The following is a 14,492-nucleotide window of genomic DNA, read 5'->3' on the forward strand; positions in this document are numbered from 1 at the left end:
AGTTTTGAAGTTGCGCTTTTGCAGTCGGTTTTGTTGGCCAACGGCCATCATCATCGAAGCCAGGGGCATCGCCTGGACTGAAGGAAATCTTGGCAGGGTGGCAAGTGTGCGAACCGAATGCAACTCATTGAAAAAGTTAAATTGACAATTGAAAAATGCAAATTGATGCGATTTCACCCACACATTCCGGCATTTTACAATTGTCAATTTAGACCTTCACTTTTTCAATAACGACCAACGCCGTATCAATGGCATTCGTCAGAAACCGCCCAAACCGCCTGGTTGATTTCATCTTTATCAGCCCAGGCGTTGCCCCTGGTTCTCTTGAAAACGACCGTGCTCACAAGTTCGAATTCACCCTCCTGAACGAAGTTGGGGAGGGTCGGAAGACGAGCGTTCAGCGAGAATTCCGGGGAGGGGTCACGCGCCGCTTCCCATGCTCGCTCGCGCCCCGTGAAACGCGGTTGCGAGGGGGGGACTGGTTTCTTGCCGATGCAATCGGGGCAGAAAAGTTGCATCCGCTATCGAAGCGATCCAAGGCAAGCGTCCAAACCATGTTGCAACCCCGATGTGAGATAGCAACCTATCCCCGGCGTTTGACCTCTTCAGCGGCCTCCACTTGTTGACGCGGAAGCTCCTTTGCGGCCCGCAATTTTGTGCGGCAGTCACGACAGCGAACGGCAGTCTGATGCAATGATCCTTTGGCAACCTCGTAGAACCATTTTGACCGATCCTGCACTACGAGACCAGGTTGCCACATCCTTTGCATCGAAGTTCAGCCCGCCCACGCCAGACACGGAAAGTCCCGCATCGGGAACAGCGAAGATCAGGAACCAATTGCGCCGTGCAATGCCCACAACACTGGACGTAGCGACTGCCCTTTGCGTTCTTCGCAAGTCGGCCGAGGCAAAGCGGACAAGCTCCCGAACGTTTTCGAGCGGCATGTTTCGTTGGGCGGGTCGCAGGCAACGCGACTACCGCCGCGACGCTGGCAGACGCTTCGCGTCGAAGTTTGCGAGCAGAGAGGCGTTTTTGGAAACCAGTGGGTTTCTTGGCATGTTCAAGCTTTTTGTGCTTGTTCGTAATGAGGTTCGCCATCGAGAAGACCTGCGTCGGCCATTGGTAATCTCCTACGCTCGCGCCCCAAACGACACGAGCGAGGCCAGAATTCCCAAAGATCGTACCAAGGTCAACCCGCACTGCCAAACTCTAGCGGTGCGACGAAGACAAAGGAGGTCAGCAGCAATTTGGGGCAGAACCATGTGAGCCATTGGGGCGTTCGCCTGGACAGCGATACGCTCGGTGTTGACGGCGTCTTTGGGACGCCTGCTTCCATTCCGAATTCAGCCCTTCTTCATCCCGGTAGGGATGTCAGATGGTAGCCGGGAGTTGCTGCGCAGCAGCGTCCCTCCGGAAAACGAGCCCCCGAAAAACTCACCATCCCGCCGTGGCCAATGGCCACGGCGGGATGGTGAGTGGCGACGCGGGCTTTACCTGTCCGTCAGCGGCACGATCGCACACCAAGGTCCCCCACGCAAAAACCATGTTGTCCTCCGAAGAACTACGAGGAAGGATCGCCCCAGCAATTGGAGAGGCGATACGCGATCCAACACCAGATACCAAGGATCGTTGCGGGTATTGTCCATGGCCAGCGGTGGCGTCCCGGTGGAGTTGATGCCCATTGTCGATTGCCCGCCAACAAATCAAACAGCACGACGTTGCCGTCATAGTCGCCAGTGGCGAGGTATTTGTCGTCCGATGAAACAGCAACCGACATGACACCAGACGTTGAGAGTGTTCGTGTTATCGTGCCATCGGTGACGTCGCAAAGACGCACGGTTTCTCCGTCGGAAATCGCCAGCATGTTTGATATTCGAGATGCCGCGCAAACGTATCCGCCGGTTTCGTTGATCGTATTCAGAAGTGAACCGGTTAGATCATAGCGTTTGGTCGATGAGTCGAAGCAGATGACGACGGAGTCATCAGGCATTACGGCGATTGAACGCACCAAAGATTCAGAGTCGATCGGTAGCATAGCCGTTTGCGTACCAGTTGCCAAATCCCAAACTTGGCCGCCAGCGTCACCCACCGTGATAAGTAGCGTGTCGTTGGAATTGAAAGACATCCACGAAGCACCAAGGAACGGTGAATCACCAATCTGTTTTTGCATCGCAGGCTTCAGTGTGGAAGTATCCACAACGGTGAGGTGGTACGCCCCACTGGCAGCGACAAAGCGACCGGATTTGGAAACCGTGAGGTTTGCGGCAGGTTGGGCAAGTGGAATCGTTGTAGGTGTTGTTTGAGCAACCCCGTAAGTAAGGTCACCACCACCAAAGCCAGAGAATGCGATTCGATCATCTTTCGGGTTGCAAACAACGGAAGTCCTTCCAACCCACCAGTGCCTAAACGCGGGACCGGAGTTTCCCGGCTTGAAATCCTGATGGACCGTACCACGACCGGCACCAGTCGACGTGTCCACCCAGCTAACAGTTCGAGCGAGGTTGGATTTGTAGCGTTTCATCGGTGTGCGTGCATCGCGAGCCGTGAGTTTCGTTACAAGAATCTGCGAGTCGTCCGACGAGAACGAAAGCGTTTCGATCGTCGAATAACGTGTGCCACAACCTTCGGTTTGAGTGAAGACCAGAAAGATCGCGAAGAGTGCCGTACCCATCAGAAGTTGCGTTAGAGAAAAACGCGGCATGTGGACTTTTCTTTAGACCTCGGCGTACAACGAAAGGTTTTTACGTCACCGCCATAAACGAAGCGGTTGAGCTCGAATCACAAAAAGCGAATGATACGCCAGCGCCGTTTGTATCGCAAAGGCAGGTGCTCGCGAATCGACCTGCGCAAAAACCTTGTTAGGCAACCGTCAAAGCGTCCTACCCAGTCCGCGCACCGTTCGGATTAGTGTCCAATTAGCGAAAATTAGTGTTCGGCGCAGCCAAGTTTTTTGGGAACACTAAAAAGCACTAATCGCATACTAATGAAAACCTCTGGCAGCAGAAAACCTCATTGTCGGTAGGACACCCAACGGAAGGTTTTTACGACACCGGTCCCGGCGGAACTGAAAGATATCGAATCGCATGAAATTGCACCAACAGATCGCCGCTTGAACAAAGAGCGAGCGTGTGCCGCTGTCTCCATCTGGGAGAAACGTGACCGAAACGAACGACGTTCATGGCCGGAAGATTCTCTTACAGCGAGCGGCCTAGCTTAAAAACCATGTTACACGACCGTTGAGTCGCCAGAAGACGTGCCATCCGAGAACGGATGCAAGCTGTCAGTCGGGGGATCCACGCAACATGGAAGTGTCATGAATCAGAGTAATCCTACCGCGGCCCACGACGCGAGTGCCCTCTGCGATAGCGAACTCAGAGCCAATGGACAATCGGCCAGACTGTAATTCGGGGCGATAGAACAACAATGCAACCATCCCAGTTTCGCCGCCATCAAGTTGGTCACTATCAAGCAGTGTGATGGAGCAGTCGTTGTCAAGGGCTATCGAAGCGAAACTGCGGACGATAGCCGGAGAAGAACGGGGATTTACGCCCGCCATCCGATTCCGGCAGGACAAACAGTCCAGCCTCTGCGTGGATGTCCATTAGATGAGGTCGTGTAACGGAAAGCTTTTACGACACCGCTTCTCTCCGAAGCCAAAAAGCGTCGCAACACCAAACAGTTTACCAAAAAGAAACCACGTTGCCAAAGAAGCGGTGTCCACGGCGTGGCAAACCGGCACGCGACAACGGAGCGTCATGCGTTTCAAGCAAAGCAATGCTCCAGCGACGAAGCCGTGGCCTTGCGTAAACACCATGTTGTGCGGCGGCGTTACGTCAAGGGTCTCCAGCGGATTCCGCTTCAAGTTGGGCGAGGCAACGGTCGGACAGGCGTTCAGCGGCAAGCAGGCGTTTGACGATCCTGCCAGTGTGACGATCGGGACACAACCCGGGCCAGTTCGGCGAATCGGTCAGAACCTGTTGCCAAAGTGGCACCGTTGCGGCGGAATCGTCACCGAGCGTGATGCATCGGCGAATGCGGATGAGGGAACGATAAAGGTAGTCGTGCCCAACAGTTTCCCAGTCTGGAGAGTCATCGGGCGGGAATTCGTCCGACCACCAGAAACCGCCAGAGAGATGTTCGTACGAGTACGTGGCATTCGGGTCAACGACCATCGAGTTGAGGATCGCGATTGCATCATCAGAGAATGTGGTTACCTGTTCTGTCATTCTCGTACGCACAACGGAAGGTTTTTACGACACCGCCCAAAACGAAGCGGTTGAGTTTGCATCACGAACAGCTAATAATACGCCAACGCAGCTCGAACTACAAACGAAGGTGAGCCGAAGGCCTAGCGCAAAACCCATGCTGCACGCCGCGGGGAGTCGATCAATCGATATTCCACGAAGCGTTCTGAGCTATCAGGTCAACAAGCAATTTCCGGGCGCTGTCGTCTATTTCGATATCAGTAGCGTCTTCACGAATCCGCAGTGTGCCAACGAGCCATCGAGATGGAATGTCACCGAAGGGTTCGGGGTTCATATGGCAAGGAACGCAGTAGGCGACGACACGCCCTTCTGTGCCGTCATCATGGGCGGCGAGATATTCGGTAGCCAATCGAATGGCCGCAGCCGACGCGTCACCGCTGGACATCTGACGAACGCGTGATGAGTGATCGACCATTAGCAGTCTGCGGCGTACAACGGAAGGTTTTTACGACACCGCCCTAAACGAAGCGAACGATGCCTGAACTACGAGAAATTGTACCAGTGCCAGCCCGCGTGGCCAAAGATGGAAGGTGTGCCGAAGGCCTAGCGTAAAACCCATGTTGTGGGACGCGGTGCGGCGGGGTGAGCGTAACCATCAAAAAAGATGTGACCGAAAACCACGTTTCTCAATGTCGTATCGTGATACGCACACGACCGAGTCATTCCCATCGGCGCTTACGATGACACTAACATCCGCAGCGGGGCGAGGGTCGGAATCTGGGGCGATTGTGCCAATCGAGCCAGCGTATTCTCCACGTTTGATCACAACTTGATTTCCGGGTCGCAACGTGAAGAGACGATTGAGAATCAAGAATGGAATAGTCAGCAGTACCAGCCAGACAACAGCAGGGAAACAACACGCGACTACGAACCGTCCGACACCCGAAATCCAACTAGAATCAGGAGGCAAGTCTCGAAGAGAAGCAATTCCCGGCGTAAGAATCGAAAACGCAATCCCTGCGAAGAATGCGACATAGAGAAGCGGGGATGGGTGGCGGAAAGCCAAGGCTAGCGTCCCACAACGGAAGGTTTTTACGACACCGTCGTTACCGGAGCGGTTGAGCTTGAATAACAAAAAGCTAATGATACGCCAGCGCCGTTTGTATCGCAAACGAAGGTGCTCGCGAATCGCCCTGCGCAAAAACCATGTTAGGCGACCGTCAAAGCGTCCTACCCAGTCCGCACACCGTTCGGATTAGTGTCCGATTAGCGAAGATTAGTGTTCGGCGCAGCCAAGTTTTTTGGGAACACTAAAAAGCACTAATCGCACACTAATGAAAACCTCTGGCAGCAGAAAACCTCATTGTCGGTAGGACGCACAACGGAAGGATTTTACGACACCGCCCTAAACGAAGCGGGGGAGCTTGAATCGCGAACAGCTAATGATACGCCAACCCCGCTTGAAGTGCAAAGGAAGGTGTGCCGAAGGCCTAGCGTAAAAACCATGTTAGGCGACCGGTCATTCACCACCGAGGTAGACATCGAACCAAAGCTCAAGTCCGAGCGATCCAAGCACCGTCATTTGGTGCGGCCAGATGGATGGACCGCCGTGAAAGCTCGCGGCACGCCAAAAGCACGAAATGTCAGCGCGGCCACCGGCGCGACGAATCGAGTCAAATCCACCAGTGCGGTCACCGACCTGATTGATGATCCAGTCGATGTGCCTGCGAACGTCGCGGGAATCAAGCACGCCCTCGGACGACAGGAACCAGCCAGATGGAACGTCGCGGACGCCTTCGGGGCGGGGCTGCGCTGGTTGCGATTTGGTCGGCGAGACGCCGAGCAGCGACGTGATTTCGTCGGGCGACAGCAAATCCGGGTAGATACGGAGTGTGGCAAACGTGCGCTCGCACGTCGGGTAGTCGTCGTTGTATTCAGTTATCGGTAGGTCGCCTAACGGAAGGTTTTTACGACACCGCCCTGAACGAAGCGAGTGATATCTGAATTAGTGGAATTGTACCAAGGCCAAGGCCCGTTGCCAAAGAGCCAAGGTGTGCCGAAGGCCTATCGTAAAAACCATGTTGCACGGCCGTTACGCTGCGAACCACGGCGACGCCCACCGATAGACGGCGATCCCGAATACGATGAGTCCAGCGATGAAGACTTGGAAAGACAGGAAATCAAAGAAGAAGTAAAAGCCGCTGCGAAACCATTTGCGTCCAATGACCGTCCAAGCAGTGAACACGACAACGACGGAAACTACAGCAACGACGTTGTAGCGAGCACCGATGAACGCGACAGGTACGGTGATTGAGCAGAGCGCAAATGCCACGAGAAAGGTGGTGAACCAGTAGATCTGTTTCGCTTCGGTGTCAGTCACATTCGGTTAGTCCGCACAACGGAAGGTTTTTACGACACCGCCCTAAACGAAGCGTTGGAGCTTGAATCACGAGAAGCTAATGATACGCCAGCCCCGCTTGAAGTGCAAAGGAAGGTGTGCCCGAAGGGCCTAGCGTAAAAACCATGTTGTCGGTCATTCACTGCTGCTGAAATCGCGTTCGTCAAAGATACGGGCGTTATGAAACACCGCGAGAATATCGACTCTGCGGTCGGCCACGCGATATATGATGCGGTAGTTGCCTTGGAGTACCTCGCGCAGATCCTCGCGGCCAGTCTCCGGAACGACCTCGCCGGAAAACGGGAATTGTCGCAATCGCCCAACGGATAGCCGCAGTTTTCGTACGTAGGCAGACGCCGTAGCTGGCGCGTCACGGGCAATGTGAGCACGAACAGCACGGAGGTCTTCGCGAGACTGCCGGGTCCAGTAAATTTTACTGGGCATCTTCGGCCTCAAGTTCGTCCATGAACTCGTCGTGTTCCATTACGTCGCCAGCATCGGCTTGGGCGATACCAAGTTCGATCTTGCGGAGGAGGTAAAGGCGGTCGATGACATCGTCAAGCGAGACATCGTCATCGAGGGTCTGAATTAGCGAAATAGCCTTTTCTTTGGTTGTCATAGAAAGTCCTTTGATTTATGACCGACAACGGAAGGTTTTTACGACACCGCTTCTCTCCAAAGCCAACAAGCGTCGCAACACAAAACAGTTTACCAAATCGAATCGACGCTGCCAAAGACGCGGTGTCCACGGCGTGACAAACCAACAGGTGACAACGGAGCGAGCGGACTTGGCAAACCGAACAATGCTCCAACGACGAAGCCGTGGACCTGCGCACACACCATGTTATGCGGCACTGGGCCGGGTGCCGACCCATGAATAGCCGTTGCTGAGAACGAGCGACGTGTGAGACACGGTGGGGACTACGATGCAGCCCTCGTCCTCGTAGAGAAAATTGATCCAGTTACGCGTAAACGCGTCCCAACTGGATTCGACCGCATGTTCGCGCATCCAGAATATTGTGATCGTTTCGGCAGGGCTAATATCCAGCGTTCGGAGTGCATCGCAGAAAGCATCGGCGGCGTCGTTGTTCCAGTCATCCATCCAAGTGAAGAAGATGGATGCGTCGCGCACGAGTTGGACGGGCCATTCGGTTTGATCGAGGAGCATGAAGTGGCGATCACTCGCGCTGACGAGGTGGTCCCAGCGAGTTGTTGCGTCAGATTTGCCAAGGACGTTGATTTCGCGCTGGTCAGCATCAGCGATCGGTGGATCGTTGTGGAAGCAGCCGGGAATCTCGGTGAACGCCATGGGAATTGCACTGTGCGTGCCGCATAACGGAAGGTTCTTACGACACCGCCCTAAAAGAAGCGGTGGGGCTTGAATCGCGATTGATTGTACCAATGCCAGCGCCCGTTGCCAAACAAGCGAAGGTGTTCCGAAGGCCTAGCGTAAAACCCATGTTGTCAGACCTCGACGCGCTGGGTCAGCAGTTGTAACCCGGTATGCGAATCCGGAAAATGTCGCAGAACGATGTAATTAGTAGGCCGTATCTCCCCGAATCGCCAACGGATGTCGTTTGTGGATCAGCGAATGAAGGAACGGCATTGAATCCAGAAGATTTACAGCGTAGATCACCGAGTTGAGCCTTGAATCGCCAGTTGTAGCCATCATCCACGATTGTGCCACAATCTTCGGAACGGTACTTGTCACGCCACGACCAAACGTCGAGCAAGTTGAGTGCGTCAGCGAATTGGGCCAGCTGCTCAGGAGTGGTCGATATGCACGGAAGGTGCGTGTTGCGAAAGGAGTCAAAGTGCCGAAGTTCGTCCACGCCCGAGTAGCGGAGTTGGGTTTCGTCACGAATCCAGTTCAGCTGGCCAACGAAGCAGCGATCTTCGTGGAGATGGAATGTAAGTGTGGATGCATCCATCCTGAGGTCTGACAACGGAAGGTTTTTACGACACCGCCCTGAACGAAGCGAACGATGTCTGAACTACGGGAAATTGTACCAATGCCAGCGCCCGTTGCCAAACAAACGAAGGTGTGCCGAAGGCCTAGCGTAAAAACCATGTTGTGTGACCCGGTGAAGCAAGATCAGAGCAAGCCATCGCGAGTTTGTTTAACAACAACCGCCCACCAGTTCTCTGGGTCGGCGAAACACTCTGGGTCAATTGCGAAAATAGCGTCAGAAAATACCGCCGACGCCGCACCATCGTCATCGTCGCGAACGGTGTCAGCATACGCACGGTGGGCGTCAATGCAGGATTGCAGTTGCCGCATGGATGAATTAACGAATCGGGTCGGAAGCTGTCCAGTCGGGTCTCGCGAGATTATACGGTCGCCATCCAATTCTAGGCGTCCGCCGCCATCGCCGCCGATCACGGATACGCCATCAACGAGTCGAGCGTCGTGGAACGTGAGAAGCAACGGTTCGTAATCGTCGGGAGTCAATACGCTAGGGTCACACAACGGTTTTCTGTACGACAGTGTGTCGTACATGCTTGGAAAGGGGGGAGAACGGGTGTTGATTTTAGCTGAAGGGGGCTCGGTCTGCAGCACTTGGGCGACCGGACGAGGGTGCGGGGACGCAGTGTTGCGTTCGCTGCTTCCGAGGCACGAGTGTGAAAAGCGGTGTTTTTCACACTGAAATCAGGTGGCAATCACACCTTCCCCTCTCGCAGACAAGACGAACGTCCTGCGGGGGAGAATTCAACTCGCAGTTGCGAATGAACTAGGTTTTGGTCGCCTGAGAAGGTTCCGAGTCTCTGATTCGCAGGATTCGCTTGGCAACCTCTCGCTGCACCTGCGAGAAGAACTCGGGCGACTCCAATCGCTCTCGTTGTGCCGCGGGGAGACAACGCAGCGTCGGCTCCCAGATGTCTTGCAGTGGGATTTGCAAGGAAACCCAATCCTGGCGCGGCATCGTCGCTCGCATTCCCGGCAGGGGAAGCAATTGACCATCCTTCCAAATGTCCAACTTCACCGCGTAAGCGCCGTTTGAATCGGGGTTCGGATCCACCTCGAGCTGCATCCGGCCCACGGAGGGCCGACGCTTCGGTTGCCGTCCGGAAGAACCCGACGACGAACCAGGTTCGTCCCCCAATCGATCCAGTGGGCTGGCGACCGCAGTCGCTTTCATTCGTGCGACCTTGGTGTACAGCGAGGTGGTTTCCAAATTGGTGTGCCCGAGCAGCTTTTGAATGAACCGAATGTCGGTGCCGGATTCGATCAGATGCGTGGCAAAGCGGTGGCGGAAACTATGTGGTGTGACCGCCTTGCCAATTCCCGACAGAATCCGAGCCTGCTTGACCGCACGTTGGATCGTCCGCGGAGAAAGATGCCGGCCGACACGCCTGTCTTCGGACGGAAACAGGTAGCCAACTCCTTTGGTGTGCCGCCACAACTGCCTCATCAGCGGCAACAGATCGTCGGCCAACATGACGTAGCGATCCTTTTTGCCTTTGCCAAGTTGAACTCGAATTTGCTGGCGATCGAAATCAAAATCCGACCACTGCAAACGGGCGACCTCAGCGACTCGCAAACCGGTTGCATACAACACGGTGAGAAGCAGTTTGTCACGCAACGTGCGAGCGGCCTCCATCATTCGCTGGACCTCTTTCTTGGACATCACGACAGGCAGTCGCTTTGACTTTCGCGGGGACACCAGTCCGACCGTGCACCGCAACAAACAGAATTTATCCAGGCCGGTTCGCAGTGCCGACAACGTGACGCTGACCTCCGACGCCGATGCGCCGCCATTGACCAGCAGTTCCAAGTACTCCCGAATGTCCTCTTGGTCGATCTGGTCCAGCGGTCCCCGGTACCAGCGAAGGAAGCAGACCCAAGCGGAACGATAGTTTTTGATGGTGCTAACGGCGTAAAAGCGGATCCGCAACTCACGGACCAGGCATTTAACAACCAACGGTTTGGGCGGCTGAGTCGAGAGGTCGACGACGGCATGCTCGGCTTTGAATTCCGTCTCCACAGCGTGTCGTGGGGCGTCGCGACCGCGAGCGTTTCGCCAAGGCTGGCCGTTGCTGTAGAGACGCGGTGCATCGGGTGCGACGGAACGAGACATGGGTTACTCCCGTGAAAATGATGGAAACGCATGCCGTGAGGTTCACCGAGTCGAGCGTGGTGCACAACGCGAACTTCTCGCAATTCGTTGTTTTTTCGGAACCACGAATGCGTCATCAACCGCCATCAGCCCATTCTGTCGCAGTATCGACAACAGAATGCTGATTGGATTCGGCGGCCCCCACGCCGCCACTCTCCCTCCCGCCGTGGCCATTGGCCACGGCGGGAGGGAGAGTTTTATGGGAGCTCGTTTTCCGGGGGTACGCTGCTACGCAGCAACCACCGGCTACCATCTGAAAACCCTACGGGGATGAAGAAAGGTTGAAGCCGGAAGAAAAATTGCATTCGCGACCAGAACGTCAATAGCAAACATTTCGCAGCCCACGCCAATGCCCAAACGGCTCACAGGATCGAGCTCAATCATTCCTGCGTCCTTGCTGAAAAGCGGATCCGCAACTCGCGGACGAGACATGGGCTGCTCCAGCAAGCAGGGCGAAGACACGTTGCTCAAACGTTCAGCGAGTCGAGCGAGGTACACAATGCGAATTCGTCTCGATCCGGCCCTCTTTTCGGAACAACGAATGGCCGAACAGCTTACCACCCCCCGGTTTTCTGCTGAATGGAAAACAGGAGACCGACGACGCGTCAGCAAACTCTCAGCAGCCGACGTATCGCCAGCGACCGGCAAACGAATCCAAAACGGCACGCCAAAGACCAGCAAGCCGGGACAGGCAGCACTCTCAAAGGAACGTTGTATTTGACAGGGGAGATCGAACTCACCGATCAATCAAGGTTTGCCTGTGATGCCAACTCCCGGTTTTGGAATTTCCTGACGCAAGCGTTGTCGTCGTGCTTTGGGAATGATCGCTATGCGATCGGGATCGGTTGTGACTTGGGAGCGTCCAATCGGCTCCGCACACCCGCTTCAAAATCCAGATGCACTTTGCCGAACTGAGCCAACATCTTTTCGCGAATGTTTTCAGGGCTGTCGGCCATCGAATTGGAGATCGCAGTGCAAAGTCGCTCGCGAGCTCCCTCGTCCAACACCTTGTTCCAAAACATCTGGGGCTGACCGTAGTAGTCCTTGTCATCACACGCGAACTCGTCATAGCGATCGCCATCGCCGTGCACCGGCATCGGAGGCTCCACAGACCGGCCAGATTCTTTCGGTCCGTTCATTTTATTGGGCTCGTAGTCGACCGTGCCCCCGCCGTTTCCGTCCACTCGCATCGCACCGTCACGGTTGTAAGTCGCATACGGGCAACGCGGTTGATTGACTGGGATTTGGTGATAGTTCACACCCAATCGATACCGGTGTGCATCGGGATAGGAAAGCACTCGATTCTGCAACATGCGATCCGGTGAAATCCCAATTCCCTCGACCAAGTTGCCTGGTTCAAACGCGGCTTGCTCGACATCCTGAAAGTAGTTCGATGGATTGCGATTGAGTTCGAACACACCGACTTCGATCAATGGATAGTCATCGTGCGGCCACACCTTGGTCAGATCGAACGGATGCCACTTGTAGTCCGCCGCATCCGACTCAGGCATGACCTGGATGTGCATCCGCCATCGAGGGAATTCTCCTCGCTCGATCGCGTCAAACAAATCTCGAGTGGAATAGTCTGGCGCTTCGCCCGCCATTTTGATCGCCTCATCGGCACTGAAATTCTCCGAACCTTGTTCCGTCTTCATGTGAAACTTCACCCAGTGTCGGACTCCATCCTGGTTGTACATGCTGAACGTGTGACTGCCGTAACCGTTCATGAAGCGAGCGCTTTTGGGCGTTCCTCGATCACTGTAAAGAAACATGACCTGATGCAATGCTTCGGGAACCTCACCCCAGAAATCCCAACGACGCCAATGAGGCTGCAGGTGGTTTTGAGGCTCTCGCTTCTGCGTCCGAATGAAGTCGCTGAACTTCAACGGATCACGAATGAAGAAGATCGGCGTGTTGTTGCCGACCAAATCCCAGACACCTTGGTCGGTATAGAACTTCAACGAAAAACCGCGTGGATCACGAGCTGTGTCGGCCGATCCACTCTCGCCGCCGACGGTTGAAAAACGAGCGAACGTTTCCGTCTTCTTACCGACTTCCGAGAACAAATCCGCCATGCAGTACTGGGAGATGTCGTTCGTGACCGTGAATGTCCCGAAGGCGCCGTAACCCTTTGCATGAACCACTCGCTCAGGAATCCGCTCCCGGTTGAAGTGCGCCATCTTTTCGACCAGGTGAACGTCCTGCATCAAGACCGGCCCCCGCGGTCCGGCGGTTTGCGAGTGCTGATTGTCATCGACCACACGGCCGAACTGTTGGGTTTGAAACGGGCACTTGGATTCTTCAGACATAGATCCACTTTGCTAGCAGAGAAACAGAAACGGGTTTGAATTGTAGGAATCGAAAATCGGTGCCGGAGGCGTGATGCACGTCACTCCGGCTGTGCTGTCTTTCCAACGGCTCCGTTCAACATCGCGTTCACCGAAGACGTGGCTTCCAACTTCTGCATCACCATCACGGCGGCAATCAAAATCGGAACCGCTAGGAACACACCCAGCATCCCCCACATCCATCCCCAAATCACGATCGATAGAAATACAAGCACAGACGACAGATTCATTGATTTCCCTAACAACGTCGGAGTGATGAATTGTCCCTCCAACGTTGTCAGCGTCGCGTAGATTCCGGCAACGACGAATGCGAACGATGCATGCTCAAAGCTGACCAGGGCGACGAAGAACACCATCGCGATTCCAATCATCGCTCCCACGATGGGAATGAAGTTCAAGAACATCGCTGCCACGCCCCACAACAGCGGAGATGGCATTCCCAGCAACCACATCGCGAACCCCACGCAAACGCCAAGACAAGCGTTGATGCAGGTGACCCAGCCGAGATAGCTGCTCAGCGCATCTTGAACCCCTTCCAGCACCTCGATGAAGCGTCGCTTGGATGAAAACGACGGCAGAGCAGTGACGACCGTCACGATCAATGAGTCGCCGGCGGCCATCAGGAAGAACAACAACGCGGCGGCAATCGAAACGAACGATACCGCATTGCCGGTGCCGGCAATCAACGGCGACGTCGTGGTCCACGCCGGTTGCTTGATCTCGACAGGAACCGGCTTTTCCTCGGACGTGATGTTTTCTTTGTCGGCGGTGTCGGAAATGTCTTCCGTGGCTTGGTTGACGGTTTCAAGTTGGTCAAAGATAAATCCCAGTTTCTCTTTGACCTCCGGCATCGATCCCGGGACCTGCTGCAACATGTCCTGCGCGGGACCAGACAACACGTACCCGATCGTTCCAAAGACGGTCGCAATGGCGAACATGATCCCGGTGGCAGCAACCCCCGAGGGAATTCCAATCCGCCCCATCGCTCGAACCACCGGTCTTAGAGTCAGGTAGGCGAACCCAGCGACCAAGATTGGCATGAAGAGGTTTCGACCGATGTACAACGTGTACAAGGTCAGAAACCCAGCGCACACCCAAACCCCCATGGAAGTCCACCACAACTGCGCCGACATTTTCTCAGCGGCCACCAGTTCACACGATTTTTCGCGCCGTCGTTCCGGACGAACTCCCGTCATCATGGTGTGGAACGGATGGATGTGTGACATCAAATCGCACCTCGAAACGGAGGGACTGCGACGTCACTCAAAAAGCCCGTTCGGATGTGCGACAGAATCAGCATGGCAACATCCAACGGTAGAGCAGGGGAGACAAACGCTCGCTCGAATCGAGAGGCGTCATACAAACGTTGACGCCGGTCGCAACCGCCAGGTCCAACGCCGCCATGACCCTTCGCAAACCCCGT

Annotated in this window: 13 protein-coding genes; all 13 read right to left on the bottom strand. The window is 55.1% G+C overall.

The annotated features are described in order from the left end of the window. Nucleotides 1–1,561: 1,561 nt before the first annotated feature. A complete protein-coding gene (locus RISK_RS30705) occupies nucleotides 1,562–2,671 on the bottom strand; it encodes a WD40 repeat domain-containing protein (protein WP_047813628.1) in 1,110 nt (369 codons plus the stop codon). 1,162 nt (nucleotides 2,672–3,833) lie between these two features. Next, entirely contained in the window at nucleotides 3,834–4,226 is a 393-nt protein-coding gene (locus tag RISK_RS32140) for a hypothetical protein (RefSeq protein ID WP_047813630.1), read from the bottom strand. Between the two features lie 160 nt (nucleotides 4,227–4,386). Beyond that, nucleotides 4,387–4,650 (bottom strand): hypothetical protein, encoded by a 264-nt coding sequence (locus RISK_RS07350; protein ID WP_150122513.1) that lies wholly within the window; start codon nucleotides 4,648–4,650, stop codon nucleotides 4,387–4,389. Between the two features lie 1,074 nt (nucleotides 4,651–5,724). Continuing rightward, nucleotides 5,725–6,078: a DUF4279 domain-containing protein gene (locus RISK_RS07355; protein WP_047813632.1), complete on the bottom strand. Its 354-nt coding sequence runs from the start codon at nucleotides 6,076–6,078 to the stop codon at nucleotides 5,725–5,727. Between the two features lie 219 nt (nucleotides 6,079–6,297). Then, nucleotides 6,298–6,585 carry a hypothetical protein gene (locus RISK_RS07360; RefSeq protein WP_047813633.1) on the bottom strand — a complete coding sequence of 96 codons (288 nt, stop codon included), beginning with the start codon at nucleotides 6,583–6,585 and terminating at the stop codon, nucleotides 6,298–6,300. A gap of 153 nt (nucleotides 6,586–6,738) precedes the next feature. Continuing rightward, the gene (locus RISK_RS29255; RefSeq protein ID WP_083434835.1) at nucleotides 6,739–7,047 is read right to left on the bottom strand and encodes a type II toxin-antitoxin system RelE/ParE family toxin; all 309 of its coding nucleotides are present in this window, start codon (nucleotides 7,045–7,047) and stop codon (nucleotides 6,739–6,741) included. After that, nucleotides 7,037–7,222 (bottom strand): hypothetical protein, encoded by a 186-nt coding sequence (locus RISK_RS07365; RefSeq protein ID WP_047813634.1) that lies wholly within the window; start codon nucleotides 7,220–7,222, stop codon nucleotides 7,037–7,039. The genes RISK_RS29255 and RISK_RS07365 overlap by 11 nt, the downstream gene beginning before the upstream one ends. 225 nt (nucleotides 7,223–7,447) lie before the next feature. Then, nucleotides 7,448–7,912: a DUF2947 family protein gene (locus RISK_RS27955; protein WP_053061090.1), complete on the bottom strand. Its 465-nt coding sequence runs from the start codon at nucleotides 7,910–7,912 to the stop codon at nucleotides 7,448–7,450. A gap of 175 nt (nucleotides 7,913–8,087) precedes the next feature. Further along, nucleotides 8,088–8,534 carry a hypothetical protein gene (locus RISK_RS31405; protein ID WP_047813635.1) on the bottom strand — a complete coding sequence of 149 codons (447 nt, stop codon included), beginning with the start codon at nucleotides 8,532–8,534 and terminating at the stop codon, nucleotides 8,088–8,090. Nucleotides 8,535–8,698: 164 nt separating this feature from the next. Next, on the bottom strand, nucleotides 8,699–9,073 hold the full coding sequence (locus RISK_RS07380; protein WP_160311410.1) for an SUKH-4 family immunity protein: 375 nt from the start codon (nucleotides 9,071–9,073) through the stop codon (nucleotides 8,699–8,701). Nucleotides 9,074–9,335: 262 nt separating this feature from the next. Then, entirely contained in the window at nucleotides 9,336–10,682 is a 1,347-nt protein-coding gene (locus tag RISK_RS07385) for a tyrosine-type recombinase/integrase (protein ID WP_201778936.1), read from the bottom strand. An 866-nt stretch (nucleotides 10,683–11,548) separates the two neighbouring features. Continuing rightward, nucleotides 11,549–13,030 (bottom strand): catalase, encoded by a 1,482-nt coding sequence (locus tag RISK_RS07395; RefSeq protein ID WP_047813638.1) that lies wholly within the window; start codon nucleotides 13,028–13,030, stop codon nucleotides 11,549–11,551. A gap of 80 nt (nucleotides 13,031–13,110) precedes the next feature. Then, nucleotides 13,111–14,295 carry an AI-2E family transporter gene (locus RISK_RS07400; protein ID WP_047813639.1) on the bottom strand — a complete coding sequence of 395 codons (1,185 nt, stop codon included), beginning with the start codon at nucleotides 14,293–14,295 and terminating at the stop codon, nucleotides 13,111–13,113. Nucleotides 14,296–14,492 lie beyond the last annotated feature (197 nt).

Origin of the sequence: Rhodopirellula islandica, from assembly GCF_001027925.1 — a bacterium.
GTDB classification, from domain to species: domain Bacteria; phylum Planctomycetota; class Planctomycetia; order Pirellulales; family Pirellulaceae; genus Rhodopirellula; species Rhodopirellula islandica.